Origin of the sequence: Amycolatopsis sp. NPDC049252, assembly GCF_043197175.1 — a bacterium.
Taxonomy (GTDB): Bacteria; Actinomycetota; Actinomycetes; order Mycobacteriales; family Pseudonocardiaceae; genus Amycolatopsis.
Map to the genome: position 1 here is coordinate 13,492 of NZ_JBICSQ010000090.1, position 17,732 is coordinate 31,223.

General features: G+C 70.4%; 16 protein-coding genes. 1 reads left to right on the forward strand and 15 read right to left on the reverse strand.

Annotated features, from left to right (window positions below; translation table 11 throughout):
- The first annotated feature begins 34 nt into the window (after positions 1-34).
- Positions 35-631 carry a TetR/AcrR family transcriptional regulator gene (locus ACGFMK_RS42610; RefSeq protein ID WP_392775586.1) on the forward strand — a complete coding sequence of 199 codons (597 nt, stop codon included), beginning with the start codon at positions 35-37 and terminating at the stop codon, positions 629-631.
- Here ACGFMK_RS42610 and ACGFMK_RS42615 read toward each other — a convergent pair.
- The 15 genes from ACGFMK_RS42615 to ACGFMK_RS42685 all read right to left on the reverse strand — a co-directional run bounded on the left by ACGFMK_RS42615 (position 628) and on the right by ACGFMK_RS42685 (position 17,472).
- Complete coding sequence (locus tag ACGFMK_RS42615; protein WP_392775589.1) at positions 628-1,668, reverse strand: DUF4328 domain-containing protein; 1,041 nt, start codon at positions 1,666-1,668, stop codon at positions 628-630. The genes ACGFMK_RS42610 and ACGFMK_RS42615 overlap by 4 nt on opposite strands.
- A gap of 2 nt (positions 1,669-1,670) precedes the next feature.
- Positions 1,671-2,030 (reverse strand): rhodanese-like domain-containing protein, encoded by a 360-nt coding sequence (locus tag ACGFMK_RS42620; RefSeq protein ID WP_323325508.1) that lies wholly within the window; start codon positions 2,028-2,030, stop codon positions 1,671-1,673.
- A gap of 175 nt (positions 2,031-2,205) precedes the next feature.
- Positions 2,206-3,834: a cation acetate symporter gene (locus ACGFMK_RS42625; protein ID WP_392775592.1), complete on the reverse strand. Its 1,629-nt coding sequence runs from the start codon at positions 3,832-3,834 to the stop codon at positions 2,206-2,208.
- Positions 3,831-4,181: a DUF485 domain-containing protein gene (locus ACGFMK_RS42630; protein WP_392775594.1), complete on the reverse strand. Its 351-nt coding sequence runs from the start codon at positions 4,179-4,181 to the stop codon at positions 3,831-3,833. The genes ACGFMK_RS42625 and ACGFMK_RS42630 overlap by 4 nt, the downstream gene beginning before the upstream one ends.
- A 204-nt stretch (positions 4,182-4,385) precedes the next feature.
- Complete coding sequence (locus tag ACGFMK_RS42635) at positions 4,386-6,176, reverse strand: cation acetate symporter (RefSeq protein WP_392775597.1); 1,791 nt, start codon at positions 6,174-6,176, stop codon at positions 4,386-4,388.
- 30 nt (positions 6,177-6,206) lie between these two features.
- Positions 6,207-6,728, reverse strand: a complete 522-nt coding sequence (locus ACGFMK_RS42640) for a hypothetical protein (RefSeq protein ID WP_392775599.1) — start codon at positions 6,726-6,728, stop codon at positions 6,207-6,209.
- Positions 6,729-6,741: 13 nt separating this feature from the next.
- Complete coding sequence (locus tag ACGFMK_RS42645) at positions 6,742-7,578, reverse strand: LytR/AlgR family response regulator transcription factor (protein WP_392775601.1); 837 nt, start codon at positions 7,576-7,578, stop codon at positions 6,742-6,744.
- A gap of 88 nt (positions 7,579-7,666) precedes the next feature.
- Positions 7,667-9,067, reverse strand: a complete 1,401-nt coding sequence (locus ACGFMK_RS42650) for a glycoside hydrolase family 16 protein (protein WP_392775604.1) — start codon at positions 9,065-9,067, stop codon at positions 7,667-7,669.
- Positions 9,068-9,185: 118 nt separating this feature from the next.
- Positions 9,186-10,310 (reverse strand): TetR/AcrR family transcriptional regulator, encoded by a 1,125-nt coding sequence (locus tag ACGFMK_RS42655; RefSeq protein WP_392775607.1) that lies wholly within the window; start codon positions 10,308-10,310, stop codon positions 9,186-9,188.
- A gap of 1 nt (position 10,311) precedes the next feature.
- On the reverse strand, positions 10,312-11,853 hold the full coding sequence (locus ACGFMK_RS42660) for a long-chain-fatty-acid--CoA ligase (RefSeq protein ID WP_392775610.1): 1,542 nt from the start codon (positions 11,851-11,853) through the stop codon (positions 10,312-10,314).
- 106 nt (positions 11,854-11,959) lie between these two features.
- The gene (locus tag ACGFMK_RS42665) at positions 11,960-12,805 is read right to left on the reverse strand and encodes a S49 family peptidase (protein WP_323325492.1); all 846 of its coding nucleotides are present in this window, start codon (positions 12,803-12,805) and stop codon (positions 11,960-11,962) included.
- Positions 12,806-12,824: 19 nt separating this feature from the next.
- Complete coding sequence (locus ACGFMK_RS42670; protein WP_392775613.1) at positions 12,825-14,150, reverse strand: sensor histidine kinase; 1,326 nt, start codon at positions 14,148-14,150, stop codon at positions 12,825-12,827.
- Between the two features lie 299 nt (positions 14,151-14,449).
- Positions 14,450-15,310: an Fpg/Nei family DNA glycosylase gene (locus ACGFMK_RS42675; protein ID WP_392775615.1), complete on the reverse strand. Its 861-nt coding sequence runs from the start codon at positions 15,308-15,310 to the stop codon at positions 14,450-14,452.
- Positions 15,311-15,349: 39 nt separating this feature from the next.
- On the reverse strand, positions 15,350-15,790 hold the full coding sequence (locus ACGFMK_RS42680) for a DUF983 domain-containing protein (protein ID WP_392775617.1): 441 nt from the start codon (positions 15,788-15,790) through the stop codon (positions 15,350-15,352).
- A 113-nt stretch (positions 15,791-15,903) separates the two neighbouring features.
- Positions 15,904-17,472 (reverse strand): sigma-70 family RNA polymerase sigma factor, encoded by a 1,569-nt coding sequence (locus ACGFMK_RS42685; RefSeq protein ID WP_392775620.1) that lies wholly within the window; start codon positions 17,470-17,472, stop codon positions 15,904-15,906.
- Positions 17,473-17,732: the final 260 nt, after the last annotated feature.

Sequence of the window (17,732 nt, forward strand, 5' to 3'; positions counted from 1 at the left end):
CACAAGTTTGGGTTCGACCCAGTAGAGTGACGGCATGAGCGAGGGACTCCGGGCCCAGAAGAAGCACGAGACCAGGAGAAACATCTCCGACGTGGCGACCGGCCTGTTCATCCGGAACGGCTTCGAAGACGTGACGATCGCGGAGATCGCCGCCGAGGCGCGGGTGGCCAAGATGACCGTGACGAACCACTTCCCGCGCAAGGAAGACCTGGTCTTCGACATTCGCGCGGACTTCGCGGCCTGGCCGGCGACGCTGATCCGCGACAGCGCCTTCCACGACACGCGCGAGCTCTACTTCGAGGCCCTGGGCGCCGAACACGCCCTGGTCGGCTTTTCGGACCGGGGGTTCGCCCGGATGATCAAGGACAGCCAGGTCCTGACGAACGCGCTGCACGAGATGCATCGCGAGCGCGAGGCGGCGCTCACGCACCTCCTGATCGGCCGGCACCCCGAGCAGGAGCTCGGGCCGGTTCTGGCCGCCGCGCACCTCACGACCGTGCTGCGGGTGCTCTTCCAAGAGGTCTTCGACCGAACGCTCGAAGGCGAGCCGAAGAGGCAGATCGTCGACACCGTGTGGCCCATCGCGGAACAGGCCTTCGACCAGCTCGAACCGGTCTTCGGCGGGTACTAGCGCGCCGCGCCGGCCGGGCGCTTCGTCCGCAGCTCGGGCTCGGGTGCGCCATCGACCTTCAGCACGCGCAGCTCGCGCAGGTCCATCGCGTCGGACGGCGCCAGCAGCGCCGTGAACCGCCGCACGACCAGCGCCGTCACCACCGCGAGCGCGGCGGCGGCCAGGTCGGTCACCGCGACCAGGACGACGCTGTCCGCCATCGACTGCACGTCGGTGCGGAAACGCCAGATGATCGTCACGCCGAGCATGACCCAGTTCAGCAGCCAGGCGCCCCACCAGACGACGACCTGGCGGGACGGCTTCGGGCGGACGTCGCGCGGGCGGCCCAGCACCGCGTGCTCCAGCTCGCCGACGATCGACAGGGCCATCGGCAGGTTCGCGACCGGCACCAGGATGCCGACCAGCACCTGCCACACCGGCCGCGGCGGGTCGTCGCCCGAGTTGTCCGCGGCCGCCTGCCGGGCGACCAGCAGCCACCAGACCGCCAGGCCCGCGGGCAGCAGCGCGAGGATCGAGGCGAGCAGGCCGGCGGTGAGCACGAACCCGTCGGAGAACGCGACCACCGAGCGGGTCAGCGCGGCGTCACGGCCCTGGACGAGCAGCACGTACCGCCAGATCTCGGCACCGGCCGCGACCACGGAGAGCACGGCGAACGCGTACAGGATGCCGACCAGGCTGCGGCTGAGCACCCGCACCCGGTCGATCGGGCGGACGCCGTCGGAAGCCGTGCCGGGCACCGACGTCGGACGGCGCCAGACCAGGTTCGGGAACCCCCAGCGCGGCGGCACCGGGTAGGAAGGCGGGCCGTAGTAGCGCTCGGGGGCCACCGCCCGGCGACGCGGCCACGCACCCGGCGGCGGGGTCGCCACCCAGCGCAGCTTCGGCCGGTGGTGCGGACGGCGGTGGTACGGGTACGGCTCCGGGTGCGCGGCCAGCGCACGGCCCTGCAGCTGCTGCGCGCTCGGCGGCGGCACGGCCGGGCGCGGCCAGTACCCGGGTGGGTACGGCGGTCCCGCCGGAGGCTGACCCGGGTGCAAGGCTAGATCACTTCGGGATCGATGCCGGGGTGCTCGCCGACCATCGGACGGCCTTCGCGGTGCCACGCGCCCATGCCGCCGGCGACGTTCACCGCGTCCCAGCCGCTCTGGTTCAGCCACGCCGTCGCGCGCGCGGACCGGCCGCCGCTGCGGCAGATCACGTGGATCGGCTGGTCGTCGGGCAGGTCGGTCAGCTCGCCGACGCGGGCCGGGAGCTCCCCCATCGGGATGTGCACCGCGCCGGGCGCGTGCCCGGCGGCCCACTCGTCGTCTTCGCGGACGTCGAGCAGCACGAGGCCGTCTTGGGGCAGGTCGCGGACCTCGGCGGTCGGCAGTTCAGCAGGGCTCACCACGTTGACCATGCTGCCACGTCGGGGCGTTGCCCGCGTGTGAGGTGTGCGTACGAACGGTCCGTTCGCGACGGAAGGGTGCGAACGGACCGTTCGTGCCGGAATCCGCAGCCGGGATCCGCGCGGGACGACACGGCGAAGGGGGCCTTCCGCACGCCGGTGCGGAAGGCCCCCTTCGCGGGTGGAGCTAATGCGAGACGGCTTTTTCGGCGCCCGCGCCCGTCAGGGCCCGGACCTCCATCTCGGCGTACTTCTTCGTGTTGCGTTCCTTGGACAGGACCGTGCCGAGCCAACCCAGGAAGAACGCGATCGGGATCGAGAACAGGCCCGGGTTGTCGAGCGGGAACCAGTGGAAGTCGACACCCTGGATCATCGACGCGCTCTTGTGCGTCTTCGGGTCGACCGGCTTGCCGGAGACCGCCGGGGAGAACACGATCAGCACGATCGTCACCAGCAGGCCGCCGTAGATCGACCACAGCGCGCCCTGGGTGTTGAACCGCTTCCAGAACAGCGAGTAGAGGATCGTCGGCAGGTTCGCCGACGCCGCCACCGCGAACGCCAGCGCCACGAGGAACGCCACGTTCTGCGTCTTCGCCAGGATGCCCCCGAGGATCGCGAGCGCGCCGATCACCAGCGCGGTGATGCGCGCGACGCGGACCTCACCGCCGGTGGAGACCGCGCCCTTCTTGATCACGTTGGCGTAGACGTCGTGGGCGAACGACGCCGACGCCGTGATCGTCAGGCCCGCCACCACCGCGAGGATCGTGGCGAACGCGACCGCCGAGATGAACCCGAGCAGCACCGGCCCGCCCAGCTCCAGCGCCAGCAGCGGCGCCGCGGAGTTCGTCGTGCCCGGAGCCTTGGCGATCTTCTCCGGCCCGACGATCGCGCCCGCGCCGTAGCCCAGCACCAGCGTGAACAGGTAGAAGATGCCGATCAGCACGATGGCCCAGACCACCGAGCGCCGCGCGTCCTTCGCCGTGGGGACGGTGTAGAAGCGCATCAAGACGTGCGGCAGGCCCGCGGTACCCAGCACCAGCGCGATGCCGAGCGACAGGAAGTCCAGCTTGGTCGTGCCGTTCTTGCCGTACTGCTTGCCCGGGTCGAGCAGCGCCGCACCGCCCTTGCCGCCCTTGTCGACGGCGGCCTGGAAGAGGTCGGACAGGTTGAAGCCGTACTTCCCCAGCACCCACAGCGTCATCGCGAACGCGCCGACGATCAGCAGCGCGGCCTTGATGATCTGCACCCAGGTGGTGCCCTTCATGCCGCCGATCAGGACGTACAGGATCATGATCACGCCGACCACGGCGATCACCAGGTCCTGCCCCAGTTCGCTGTCGATGCCGAGCAGCAGGTTGACCAGGCCACCCGCGCCGGCCATCTGCGCCAGCAGGTAGAAGAACGAAACGGCCAGCGTCGAAACGGCCGCCGCGGCGCGCACCGGACGTTGTTTCATCCGGAACGCGAGCACATCGCCCATCGTGAACTTGCCGGTGTTGCGCAGCAGTTCCGCGACCAGCAGCAACGCGACGAGCCAGGCGACCAGGAAGCCGATCGAATAGAGGAAGCCGTCGTACCCGTTGACCGCGATCGCGCCCGCGATGCCGAGGAACGACGCCGCCGAAAGATAGTCACCGGAAATCGCGATGCCGTTCTGCGGGCCGGTGAACGCTCGCCCGGCGGCGTAGTAGTCGGACGCCGTCTTCGTGTTGCGGCTGGCCCGGAACACGATCACCAGCGTGATCGCGACGAAGACCAGGAAGATGATGATGTTGAGGGTGGAGTTGGAACCCTCCACGCCCGCGGCGAGGTTCATCGGCCGGGCTCTCCTTCGATGCTCGCACGGATTTCGTCGGCCACCGGGTCGAGCTTCCGGTTGGCGTACCGCACGTACAGCCCGGTGATCACGAACGTCGACACGAACTGCAGGAGCCCGAAGACCAGGCCGACGGTGATGTTGCCGGTCAGCTTCGTGCTCATGAACCCGTGCGCGTAGTCGGCGAGGAGCACGTACAGCAGGTACCAAAGCAGGAACAGCGCCGTCATCGGGAACACGAACACGCGCAGCCTTCGGCGCAGGCCGGTGAACTCGGGACTTTCCTGGATCCTTTCCCACTCCGTTTGCGACTCCGCGCCACCGACGTCTTCCTCGGTGCTGCTCACAGCGGATCTCCACCTTCCAAGTTCTCGTACTGTCCGTACTGTTTGAAGCCAACGGACCGTAAAGAGTTAACGGCGTAGTTGGTAAGCCCCCAATCGGGCGCTTGACCTTGTGTAGAAATTCCGCTTGAGATTCGCGAAGGATGTCCGTTTAGCGGACATGGAATCACTCGATCGGGTAATGCATTCTGACGCCGAGTCAGCAGATCACTTACGATGCCGCCCGCGCCCCGCGACGCGCGTCTTCTCCTCGGCCTGGCCGAACCGCGCGACGGCGCGATCCCGCATGAACCCGAGCGGGTCCGGCGCGTGCAGCCGCAGCATGATGTCGTGCACGTGGTCCGGGCGGCCGTATCCGGTCACGCGGCTGACCAGATACGTCGTGACGAACGCGACCGGCACGGTGATCAACGCCGGCTGGGTGGCGAACCACGGCGCCCAGCCCCCGGTGTAGCCGCTGACGATGTTGACGATCAGCGCGGCCAGTACCAGGCCGCCGCCGACGAACATCCCGGCCAGCGCACCGGGCCAGGACAGCTTGCGCCACCAGATGCCCAGCACCAGCAACGGGCTGAACGTCGAGGCGGCGAGCGCGAACGTCATCCCCACCGACAGCGAGAGGTCCTCCGGCCGCAGCGCGACGGCCAGCCCGATCGGGAACAGCGCGACCAGCACGGTCGCCACGCGGAAGTCCCGCACCCGGCCCGGCAGCAGGTCGGTCGAGACCACCCCGGCGACGCTCACCAGCAGGCCGGACGTGCTGGACAGGAACGCCGCGAACGCGCCGGCCGCGGTGACCGCACCGAGGATCTGGCCGCCGATGCCCGGCAGCATCGCCGAGGGCAACCGCAGGATCGCCGCGTCCGTCTTGCCGGTGACCAGCAGCTCCGGCACGTACATCCGGGACAGCGCGCCCAGCAGCGTCGGGAAGAGGTAGAACAGGCCGAGCAGTAGCAGGACGTGCACGGTGGTGCGGCGCGCGGCCTTGCCGTCGGGGTTGGTGTAGAAGCGGACCAGCACGTGCGGCAGGCCCATGGTGCCCAGGAACGTCGCGAAGATCAACGAGTACGTCTGGAGCAGGTCGGTCAGGCTGCCCGAGCCCGGGTGCAGCCAGTTGCCGTTGTCGGCGACGGAGTCGGAGACCACCGGCACCGGCGTGCCGGCCAGGAACTTCAGCGTGGTGCCTTCGGCCACCGTGTGCGGGGCCAGCGGGGTCCAGTGCGTCGGCCCGGCGGCCGGGCCGTTGTCCGCGTAGCCGTACGCGTAGAGGAACGTGTCCGAGTCGACGTGCAGGGTGACGTCGGTCTGCACGTCCACCGTGGTGTCGGTGGTGAAGACCGGCGGGGCGGCCGTGCCGAGCGGGCGGAAGCCGTCCGGGCCGCCGCCGGCGAAGAACACCATGCACAGCACGAACGCGGGCACGGCGATCGCGAACAGCTTCAGCCAGTACTGGAAGGCCTGGACGACGGTGATGGCGCGCATGCCGCCGGCGATCACGTTGAACGCGACCAGCACCATCACGACGACCGCGCCCGCCCACGCGGGCACCGGCAGGATCGTCGCGAGCGTCAGCCCGGCGCCCTGCAGCTGCGGGACCATGTAGAGGATCCCGATGAACACGACGAACGCCGTGGAGAACCGGCGCAGGCCGATCGAGCCGAGGCGCATCTCCAGGAAGTCCGGCAGCGTGTACGCGCCGGAGCGCCGCAGCGGCGCGGCGACGAAGAGCATCAGCGCGAGGTAACCGGCGGTGAAGCCGATCGGGAACCACAGCGCGTCGGCGCCTTCCTTGAGCACGATGCCGGCGATGCCGAGGAACGACGCCGCGGACAAGTACTCACCGGAGATGGCGGCGGCGTTGCGCCGCGACCGCACGGTGCGCCGCGCGACCAGGAAGTCGTGCGTGCTCGTGGCGGACCGCGAAGAGCGGTGACCGAGGTAGAACGTCACCACGGCGACCAGCACGATGCCGGTCAACGCCCACGGGTTCAGCTGCACGGAGGAATCCTCGCACGGGGAGGCGCGAAACTAGTTTTCGATCATGTCCACGAAGGCGCGTTCGTTGCGCTCGGCCAGCCGGTTGTACCAGAGGCCGACGCCGAACAGGAACGGGAACGGCAGCACGCCGAGGATCAGCCAGGGCACCGGGATGCCGGCCAGCGTCAGCCGGGAGAACCCGGGTAGCAGGTAGAACAGCACCGGCAGCGACCCGAACACCACGACGACCAGCAGCGACAGCAGCAACGCCGTCCGCAGCTGCACCTTCACCAGGTGGTCGCGGACGAGCAGCTTCCCCCAGCTGGTCTGCTCCTCCAGCTCGACGCGCGCGCGCAGGGTGCCGGCGCCTCGCCGCGGGTCGTTGAGGATGACGCGTTCCCGCTTGGGTTTCGAGTGCTGCTCATGCTTCGGCGGCTCGTCCGGCGCCGGCGGCAGCGGCTCGACGACGGCCTGCTCGGTGGGCTGCGGCAGCGGCCGCTGCGGGCGCCGGCCCAGCGTCGGATCGGGCTCGCGGACGCCGTTCGCGCGCCGGTCGTAGAAGTCCTCGGTCATGACCGGCCCCGGCTCAGCCGTTCCGGCCTGAACCGACCAGCCGGTCCTTCAGCGCGCGAGTGTGGCGCCGGCTGACCGGCAGCACTTTCTCCTCGTTGCCGATCACGACCTGGTAGCCGCCCTGGCCCATCCGGAGTTCGGTGATCAGCGGCAGGGCGACCAGGAAGGACCGGTGGATCCGGACGAACCCGGCCTTCTCCCAGCGCTCTTCGAGCTGCGCCAGCGGGATGCGGACCAGGTGGCTGCCTTCGGTGGTGAACAACCGCGCGTAGTCGCCCTGGGCCTCGACCCAGCGGACCGAGGAGCGCGGGATGAGCTTGGTGGTGCCGGCCAGCTCGACCGGGATGACCTCGTCGTCGTTCTTGACGCCGGGCTCGCCGCCGACGGCGCCGGGAGCGGGCGCCGCGGCCGAAGCCAGCTTCTCGATGACACGCGAGATAGCGCGGTCGAGGCGGTCCTGCTGGTACGGCTTGAGGACGTAGTCGAGGGCGCCGAGGTCGAAGGCGTTGACCGCCTCTTCGGCGTGCCCGGTGACGAACACCAGCGCGGGCGAGGGCCGGAGCGCGGCGAACACGCGCGACATCTCCATGCCGGACAATCCGGGCATGTCGATGTCGGCGAAGACGGCGTCGACGATCGGGAGGCCGCGGTCCTTGCGTTCGCGTAGCCTCGGGTCGTCGGTCGACAGCAGCCTCAGCGCCTCCGACGCGTCGATCGCCGGGAACACCTTGGCCACGTGCGGGCTGTTGCGCAGGCAGTGGACGAGTTCGTCCAGACCTCGAGGCTCGTCGTCCACAGCCAGGACCACGAGCTTCCGGGTGTCATCGTGAGCACTCACAGTGAAACGCATCCTGCCCATTGCCGAGTGCAATGTCCAGCCCCCGTCCGCCTGAAGTGGGGAGACCCGCGGGCGAAAGCGTCGCCCGCGGGTCCCTCAATCAATGCACGAAGGTGAACCAGTTGAGGTTCACGAAGTCGGCGGGCTGGCCGCTCGTGAACGTCAGGTACACGTTGTGCACCCCGGTCACCGCGCTGGTGTTCGCCGGGATCGTCCGCCAGCTCTGCCAGCCGCCCGTGTTGCCGACGGCGAAGCTGCCGACCGGCGCGTTGGACAGGCTGTCCAGCCGCACCTCCACCAGGCCACTGACCCCGCCGGCCGCCCCGGACGCCACCCGCGCCTGGAAGTTGGTCGCGGCGCTGCTCCCGAAGTCCACACCCGGGTAGAGCGCCCAGTCGCCGTTGCCGGCCGGGCCGATGTTCTGGCCGCCGCCGGTGTCGGTGGTCGTCTGCTTGGCGAGGCCGTTCTGCTGGCTGTACGACTCGGCCTGGATCGTGCTGTACGCGCTGCCGCCGCCGGACGGCGGAGTCGTGGTGGTCGGCGGAGTCGTGGGTGTGGTCGTGCCGCCGCCGCCCGAGCCGCGGGTGCTCACCGTGACGTAGTCGACGACCATCGGGTGCCCCGGCACGATCCCCGGCCCCGGCGTCGTGGTGCCGGAGTTGTTGTTGGGGAACGCGCCGCCGATCGCGACGTTCAGCAGCACGAAGTAGCCGGCGTGGTTCGTCATGTTGGCCCAGGTCGTCGCGTCGACCTGGTTCTGGCTGACCGAGTGGAACTGCTGCCCGTCGACGAACCAGCGGAACACCTGCGGGCTGACGCTCGCGTCCCATTCGAAGCGGTAGGTGTGGAACCCGGCCTGGCAGGTCGCGCCCGGGCAGGCCCGGTTGTTGACGATGCCGGTGGTCTCGTTGCACGGGCCGCCGGGGTTGACGCCGCAGTGCATGACGCCCCAGACGGAGTTGATCCCGTTGACGTTCTCCATGATGTCGAACTCGCCGATGGCGGGCCAGTTCCACCAGTTGCCGCGGTACGGGCCGCCGAGCGCCCAGAAGGCCGGCCAGTAGCCGAGCGCGGCGGCGCCGGTGACGTTCGGCATCTGGATCCGGCTCTCGATCCGCATGACCCCGCCGGCGGGCGGCTTGAAGTCGGTGCGCTGGGTTTCGATCCGCGCGGACGTCCAGTTGCCGGCGCCGTCGCGCAGCGGCGTGATGCGGAGGTTGCCGGCCCCGTCGAGGGCGAGGTTCGACGGGCTCGACGTGTAGTTCTGGATCTCGCCGGTGCCCCAGTTGCCGGGGCCGCCGGGGTAGGCGTGACCGGTGTCGACGATCCAGTTCGCGCCGGACGGCAGGGCGCCGGAGCCGCCGGTGAAGTCGTCGGCGAACACCGTCGTCCAGCCGGATTCCGGGGGCGGGACGGACGCCGACGCGGGCAAGGTCAGCGGAATCGCGATGAGCGCGGCGCCGGCCAGGGCGCCGAGGGCGAATCTTCGGGAGTGGGGCATCGGGGACGACCTCCTCGTCGATCCGGATTTGTTGCGGGTCACAACAAAGCCCGTTGACGAGGAGACCTCCCCGGGCCCGGTGATCGCCAGAGGCGTTACGAAACAAGAGTGATACAGGTCACAAAGTCTGCCCGGAACTACCTGAATCGGACAGTTCGAGCAAAGCCGATCCGATGACGTGCAGCGCGTCCTCGACCCCCGGCAGCCTACGCAGGTGCGGAGTCCGGGCAACGTCGTTGACCACCGTGAGGACGGCTTGGACACGCACCCGCGCCGGCCCCGCGCCCAGGTCCGGGTGGACGTCGAGGAGCAGGCCGACCCACGCCTCGACGTACTCGTGCTGGGTGCGGCGCAGCTCGTGCCGCTCGGGTTCCGGCAGCAGCCCGACCTCGGTGATCAGCAGGTCGACGACGTCGTGGTGGGCCAGCGAATACCCGGCGTAGGACCGCAGCAGCACGGGCAGCGACGCTGTCCGCAGGCCCGCGCCGAGCGCGTCGGCGCCGGTGCTCAAGGCCGTCGTCAGCAGCTCGGCCTTGTTCTCGAAGTGGTGGTAGACGCTCGGCCCGGCGATCCCGGCCGCCGCGCCGACCTCCTCGATGGCCACGCTGTGGAAGCCACGCTCGGCGAAGAGCCGGGTCGCGGTCGTCAGCAGCAGCTCACGCCGGGACGCGGGCTCGACGGCTGGTTCAGGTGCTCGTTCACCCAGGTCCGGGAGCCGGACGCCGGCGACCGCGGCGGCCAGGGACGTCATCAGCTCGTCGTAGGCCGGGCGCGGCAGGTCGACGCGCTGGAAGGAGACGCTGACCAGCACCGCGAGCACCGACCAGGCCAGCAGCGCGGCCTGATCGGCGGTCAGCTCCGGGCGCCCGTCACGAAGCTGCCCGGCGAGTTGCCGGGCCAGCCGCCGGAGGGGCTTGCCGACGCGGTGGCGTTCGGCCGGTTCGAGGTGGCGGGACTCCCGCTGCCACAGGACTCCGACGTCACGCCGGTCGAGCGTGGCCGCCGCCAGCTCGCCGAGGCCGGTGACGGCCAGCGCGGTCAACGCGTCCTCGACCACCGCGGCGAGCAGCTCCTGCTTGCCGCGGAAGTGCCGGTACAGCGCGGACGGGCCGATCGCGACGGCGTCGGCGATGTCGCCCATGGCGACGTGCGGATAACCGCGGCGGACGAACAGCTCCGCGGCCGCGGCCACGATCAGCGCGCGGCGGTTGCGCGGCCGGGTGCCGCGGGCGGGTGCGGACAACTCAGTGGACCCCGCGGTCGCCGTCGGTCCAGTGCCGCTTCCGCAGCTCGCGCTTGAGGATCTTGCCCGCGCCGGACATCGGGAGGGCGTCGGTGAACTCGAACGTGCGCGGCACCTTGTAGCCCGCGATCGCCTCACGGCAGAAGTCGCGCAGCTCGTCACCGGTCGCCTCCCGGCCGTCGAGCAGCACGACGACGGCGTGCACCCGCTCGCCCCACTGCTCGTCCGGCACGCCGATCACCGCGCACGCGGCCACGGACGGGTGCTTGGCCAGCGCGTTCTCCACCTCGGCCGAGTACACGTTCTCGCCGCCGGACACGATCATGTCCTTGATCCGGTCGACGACGAAGACGTACCCGCGCTCGTCCATGTAGCCGCCGTCGCCGGTGTGCATCCAGCCGCCGCGCAACGCGGTCGCCGTCTCCTCCGGCCGGTTCCAGTAGCCGAGCATCACGTGGTCGCCGCGGCAGACGATCTCGCCGACCGACCCGCGCGGCACCTCGGCGTCGTCGACGTCGACGATCCGGACCTCGGCGTGCGGCGCCGCCCGGCCGGCGGCCCGGCGCAACGCGGGGTCGTCGTGGTCCTCGGCGGACAGCAGCGTCGCGACCGGTGACAGCTCCGTCATGCCGTACGCCTGCACGAAACCCGCGCCGGGGAAGACCTTCCGGGCCCGCTCGAGGACGGCTTCGGAGATCGGCGAAGCGCCGTAGACGACGTGGTTCATCGACGTCAGGTCGTAGTCGGTGACACCGGGGTGGTCGACCAGCAACTGGATCATCGTCGGCACCAGCAGCGTGTCCGTGACGCCCCGGCCGCTGATCGCCTCGAGCACGCCGGCCGGGGTGAACATCGGGACGATCACGTGCGTCGACCCGACGAGCTGGCCGGCCGCCCAGGCCGCGCCGTCGGCCAGGTGGAACATCGGCGCGGCGTGCAGCAGTTTCCCGCGCGCGGTGAGGAAGTGGCCGGTGGCGAGGCTGCCCAGCGCGGAGGTCAGCAGGTTGCGGTGGCTGAGCATGACGCCCTTGGGCGTGCCGGTGGTGCCGCCGGTGTAGTAGACGCCGAGCAGGTCGTCACCACCGCGGCGGGCGTCGTCCACCGGATCGGCGCCGGCGACGAGGTCTTCGTAACCGAGCATCCTGTCCGGCGTCGGCGTCTCACCGATGTGGACGACCGTGGTCACGCCGGCTTCGCGCAGCTTCGGCACCACCGGGACGAAGGCGTCGTCGACGAGCAGCACACGCGTGTCGGACTCGGTGAGCGAGTAGGCGATCTCCGCCGGGCTCCAGCGGATGTTGATCGGGTTGAGCACGGCGTTCGCCCACGGCGTCGCCAGGAGGTACTCGTGGTAACGGTCGGAGTTGAGGGCGAGGATGCCGACGCGGTCACCGGCGCCGACACCGAGCTCCTTGAGCGCCCCGGCGAACCGGGCAACCCGGCCGGCGACCTCGCCGACGGTCCGGACGCGGTCGCCGTACTCGGTCATCGGCCGGTCGGGGCCCTGCTGCACGGCCTGGTGGAGGGTCTGCGTGAGGTGCATCCGCCGCTCCTTTGCGGTCCGGCCCCCTAGCGCTGATTCACATAGCCTAGCGCCGGTTCACTTAGGAAGCCAGACCTCGGCGGCCGTGGGGCCGTCGAGGGGAGGGTCAGAGACCGAAGCGGGACCAGGCCGCCTTCTGGGTCACAGCGTCGAGCACCGCGGACGCGGCCGCCGGGGCGCCGACGCCGAGGCGGGCCAGCAGCGGGCGCTTCGGCTCGGCGACCGAGATGTCCGCGTCCGGGTAGCGCTCGGTGATGATCTGGCGGAGGCTGCCGAGGCCGTCGATCAGGCCCAGCTCGGTGGCCTTCGCGCCGAGCCAGACGTCGCCGGTGAAGAGGTCCTCGGTGTCGGTCAGGCGGTCGCCGCGGCGTTCCTTCACCCAGCTCACGAACAGGTCGTGGAGCTGGGTGTGCATCTTCTTCAGCCACTCGACGTCTTCGGGCTTCTCCGGCGAGAACGGGTCGAGGCGCGACTTGTTCGCACCCGCCGTGTGCAGGCGCCGCTCGATGCCGAAGCGCTCCAGCAGGCCGGTGAACCCGAAGCCGCCGCTGATGACGCCGATCGAGCCGACCATCGACGTGCGGTGGGCGAAGATCTCGTCGGCCGCGCACGCCAGCCAGTAGCCGCCGGACGCGGCGACGTCCTCGCAGAACGCCAGTACCGGCACGCCCTTCTCGTCGGCCAGCTGCCGGATCCGCTCGGCGACCAGGCCGGACTGCGTCGGCGCGCCACCCGGCGAGTTGATCAGCAGCGCGACGGCCTTCAGCCGGTCGTGCCCGAACGCCCTGGTCAGCGCGGATTCGACCGCGTTCAGGTTGATCGCGCCCCTGGCCAGCGGTGACGGCGACGGCGTGATCACACCGTGCAGCTTCACCACGGCCACGACGTCCTTGCGCTCGACCCGGTCGGCGAGACCCGGGATCCGCGAAGCCAGCTTGTCGGTAACGCTCATGGAGCCAGGCTAGCCGGATTCAGCCCATGGGGAGGATGCCGGACCGGGTGCCGTTGACGCCGTTCGCCTCGGCGCCGTTGAGCTGCGCCGGACCGCCCTGCGACGGGACGTCGGCCTCGCCCGTGTCGGCGTCGGAGCTGTAGTCGGGCATGTTCGGGCGGACGCCGGGGACGAACTTCGGCACCCGGAGCGTCACCTTCATGCCGGCGCCGGGCGCGGTCTCGACCATCACCGCGTAGTCGCCGCCGAACACCTGCTGCATGCGCTGGTTGATGTTGCCGAGCCCGACGTGGGCGCCGGTGCGGTGCGCGCTCTTGAGCTCGTTGAGCCGCCGCGGGTCCATGCCGATGCCGTCGTCCTCGACGCTGATCAGCGCTTCGGTGCCGTAGTCCTGGGCGATCACCGTGACGCAGCCGCCGCTGGGCTTGCTGGCCAGTCCGTGCTTGACCGCGTTCTCCACCAGCGGCTGGATGATCAGGAACGGCACGACCACACTGAGCACCTCGGGCGCGATCTTCATCCGCACCTCGAGCCGGCCGCCGAAGCGGGCGTTCTCGATGGTCAGGTAACGGTCGATGTTGCGCAGCTCCTCGGCGAGCGAGGTGAACATGCCCGACGTCCGGAACGAGTAGCGCGTGAAGTCGGCGAAGTCCTGAAGCAGCTCTCGCGCCTCTTCGGGGTCCGTGCGGATCAGCGCGGAGATCGTGTTCAGCGCGTTGTAGACGAAGTGCGGCGAGATCTGCGCGCGCAGCGCCTTGATCTCGGCCTGCTGGAGCTGCTGCTTCGACTCGTCGAGCCGCGACAGCTCGAACTGCGTGCAGACGAACTGCGCGACCGCGTCCGCCATCTGCACCAGGCGCCCGCGGGTCCGGCCGACGACGATCAGCGCCGCCTCGGTCTCGCCCTCGACCAGCAGCGGCACGATCACCGCGGTCTTCATCCGGCAGGTGCCGCGGTGGTTGCAGGGCATCCGGTCGTGCGCGACGACCTCGCGGCGGTGCTTGCGGATGGCCGCGCTGACGGCGTCGACGAGGTCGACGTAGTGCTCGTTCGCCTCGCCGTCCCAGGACAGCAGCGTGCCTTCGCTGTCGGTGATGCCGACGGCGACGCAGTCGAGCATCTGCAGCAGCTGGGTGGTGATCTTGTCGGCGGCGTCCTCGTCCAGGCCCGAGCGGAGGTTCGGCGCCGCCTTCGACATCCGGTGGACCGCCTGCAGCATGGCGTCCTCGATCACGCTGGCCGGTTTGCGCTGCTTGAACAGCAGCACGACGACCACGATGACGAGCAGCACCACGATCGCCCACGGGACGATCTGCTCAAGCGGAAACCCGGACACGGCGTCCATGCTCTGCGCTCGACCAACCGGGTGCAAGGCCTGTTCCCACTTTCTGTTCAAACGTGACGACCGAGGGTGGGGACGACCCTACTAAGAGTCGGGTAGCTGTCCTCATGGTCACTGTCGGCAACGCGCGAGAGGCTGGTGCTGTTCCACCGGTTCCAGGGGAAATCCCAGGATGGACGCGGTTTCGGGGACCGCCGCCGCGGGGGTGCCCGCCCCGGGACGGGCGGCGGCGGAGCACCTGCCGCCGAATGGGGGAATCCGGTGCGTGACGTCGTGACCACGCATGTCACGCACCGGATCCCCTACTTCAGCAGCCGGGACATCCGCCGGTCGGCCAGCGGCTTGCCGCCGGTCTGGCAGGTCGGGCAGTACTGGAACGACTTGTCGGCGAACGAGATCTCGCGGATCGTGTCGCCGCAGACCGGGCACGGCAGCCCGGTGCGGGCGTGCACCCGCAGGCCCGAGCGCTTCTCACCCTTCAGGCGCGCCGCCTTCTGCCCCACCGAGCGCTCGACGGCGTCGGACTCGATCTCGTGGATGGCCTCGGCGAGGGTTTCCAGCGCGCCTTCGTCGAGCTTGCCTACCGTGGCGTACGGCGAGAGCTTCGCGCGGTGCATGATCTCGTCGGAGTAGGCGTTGCCGATGCCGGCGATCAGCGACTGGTCGGTCAGCGCCCACTTCAGCCGGGTGTTCCGCCCGGCGAACAGCTCCCGCAGCTGCGTGGCGTCCAGGCTGAGGGCGTCCGGGCCGAGGCGCGCGACGCTCGCGATCTCCTGCGGATCCTTGACGATCCACACCGCGAGGCCCTTCTTCGTGCCGGCTTCGGTGAGGTCGAAGCCAGGTCCGGTGGCGGACTCGAGGTGCACCCGCAGCGAGATCGGGCCCTTGCCCGGCCGCAGCGGCGCCGCGGCCAGCCCGTCCGACCAGCGCAGCCAGCCGGCGCGGGCCAGGTGGACGACCAGGTGCAGGTCACCGGCGACGACGTCGAGGTGCTTGCCGTGCCGGGTGGCCCCGGTGATCTCGCGGCCGTGCAGCTGGGTCCACGGCGGGGTCGCCGTCTTCAGCACGCTCAGCGATGCGACATCGATCCGGAAGATCGTCTGGCCGACGGCGTTTTCTCGCAGGTGGTGAGCCAGCGCTTCGACCTCGGGTAGCTCGGGCATTCCGTCAGTCTCACCCTTTCGGCCGAAATCCGGTACGGCTTACTCGACCGGGTGCAGCGGCCCGTCGAAGTCCGGCAGCGAGTGCCGCTGGATGGTCTTGGAGATCTTCTTGACCTCGCCCTGCACGGTGAACATGCCGCGGATCGTGCCGACCCAGCGCTCGGACGGCCGGTCACCCGTCACGTCGCCCTCGGTCTCGGCGACCACCGTCCACGGACGGCGCAGGATCCACCGCAGCGGGAAGAACAGGATGATCAGCAGCAGCGCGAGCAGCACCCACGCGGGGATGTTGACCTGGTCCGGGGTCCACACGACGAGGATCACGGCCAGCAGCGCGGTCACGACGATCATCGCGATGCCGGGACCGTAGCTGCCCGCGACGTCGTGTTCGAAGTCGTCCGCGGTCGCCGGAGCCCGCCATTCCATCTGGGCACGGACCACCCAGTCGCGGCCGTCTTCGCCGCGCACCAGCCGGTTCATTCAGTAGCCTCCCGGGCCGCCCGCAAGGTGAGCAGCACAACGGTACCGTGCGCAGCCCGGCCCGCGCGAGGGAGGAATCGGACATCCCGCGCCGAAGAGTTGATCACCGCTGTTCAGGACCCCGACGGCACGGTCGAGGCCGAATCCGCCGATTCGCCCGAATCAGTGACTTCGGAGGTACTGCTCGGGCACGGTTTCCCGGACGTCGGCGTCACCGTCGTCGACGGCTCGGTCGACGGTTTCGTCGACTCCGAGTCGTCGCCGGTCGGCTCCGGCTTGGTCGTCTCGGTCGGCGAACCCACCGGACGGCCGGTCGGCGACAGCTCGGGCGAATTCTCCGGCTCGTTCGCGTCGCTCGACTCCGTGATGGTCAGGTCGGGGTGCGAGGTCTCCGTGTCGAGCCTCGGCGCCGTCGACGAGTGGCCGGGCGTGCTGAACGTCGAAGGCGGGTCGTCGTCGCGCGGGACGAGCCCGTCGGTGCCGCCGTCACCGGTGACCCCGCCGCTCGTCTCGCCGGCCGGGACGTCACCGCCGGGCAAGCCGGGAACCTCGTTCGCGCCGAGCTGGTGTGCCCCGGTCCGCGACTTCGCCGGGACGGTGACGCCGGTGCCACGGCCGTTGAGCACGCCGATGCCGATCCGCGGGTTCCGCTGCGGCTGGGGCGGGGGCTGCTGGTGCGTCTCGCTCGGCGGCACGACCACGAGCTCCGGCGCACCACCGGTCAGCCCCACGTCCTGCACCGGCGACGAGCCGAACAGCACCGGCCCGGCGGCGACGCCCACGGCACCCACGGCCGCGGTCGACGCCAGCGCGAGGCCGATCTTGACCTTCGAGCCGACCAGGACGCCCTTGACGGTGGCGCCGAGTCCGGCCAGCACCCCGCTGCCGCCGGCCGCGGCACCCGCGGCCGGCACCAGCAGCACCAGCACCCCGGCGTGCGCGCGCAGCGACGAGCAGACGTCGCGGAGTTCGTCCTGGGTCGCGCGGCACGACGGGCAGCCGTGCAGGTGCGCCTTGATCCGCTCGGCTTCGGCGCCGGTGACGCTGCCCGCGGTGAACCCGCCCAGCTTCTCGACGACCGCGCGGCACGAGTCCGGCCCGCGGTTCACCGAAAGGTGTGCCTGCAGGTAGGCCGCGCGCAGCCCCTGGCGGGCCCGGCGGGCCAGCGCCGCGGTGGCGTTCGCGCTCAGCCCGAAGTGGGTGGCGACCATGGCGGGCTGCTCGCCCTCGACCTCGGTCTGCCACAGCACGGTCCGCCAGCGCTCGGGCAGGCTGGTGAACGCGGTGGTGATCAGCGTGTGCTCGGCGGTGCGGGCGTGCGTGTCCGCCCCGGCGCCGGCGCGGAAGGTCAGCTCGTCGTCGGAGACCGGGACGTCGCGGCGGGCGCCGTGCCACTCCCAGGAGACCCGGCGGGCGACGGTCAGCAGGTAGGCGCGGACGTAGTCCCGGGGACCGGCGCCCCGGCGCAGCGCCTGCAGCACCCGGAAGAAGGTCTCCGCGGTGATGTCCTCGGCCTCGGACCGGTCGGCCGCCAGGCTCTGCGCGAGTCTCCGGACGGCGGCCGCGTGCAGCTCGAACAGCTCGCCGAACGCCGCGTCCTCACCGTTTCGCAACCGTTGCAGCAGTGCCTGCTCGTCGGATTCCGAGGCCGCTGGTGGCGGCACCGTGCCCAGCTCGGTCATCCGGCCCGGCACCTCCTCCCCCGAAGGTCTCCCCATTCGGTCGAATGGGGACACCATACGGAGGGAAACAGCCGTCGTCACCCCTTGTACGCCAGCTGTGACACCGAAGCACCGGGTCAGGGGACCGGGGACCCCGCTCATCGGAGCGGATCGGGGAGGGTATAGAGTACTCCTCACAGCAGCCGCAAGGACGCTGTACGCGGATGTAGCGCAGCTGGTAGCGCATCACCTTGCCAAGGTGAGGGTCGCGGGTTCGAATC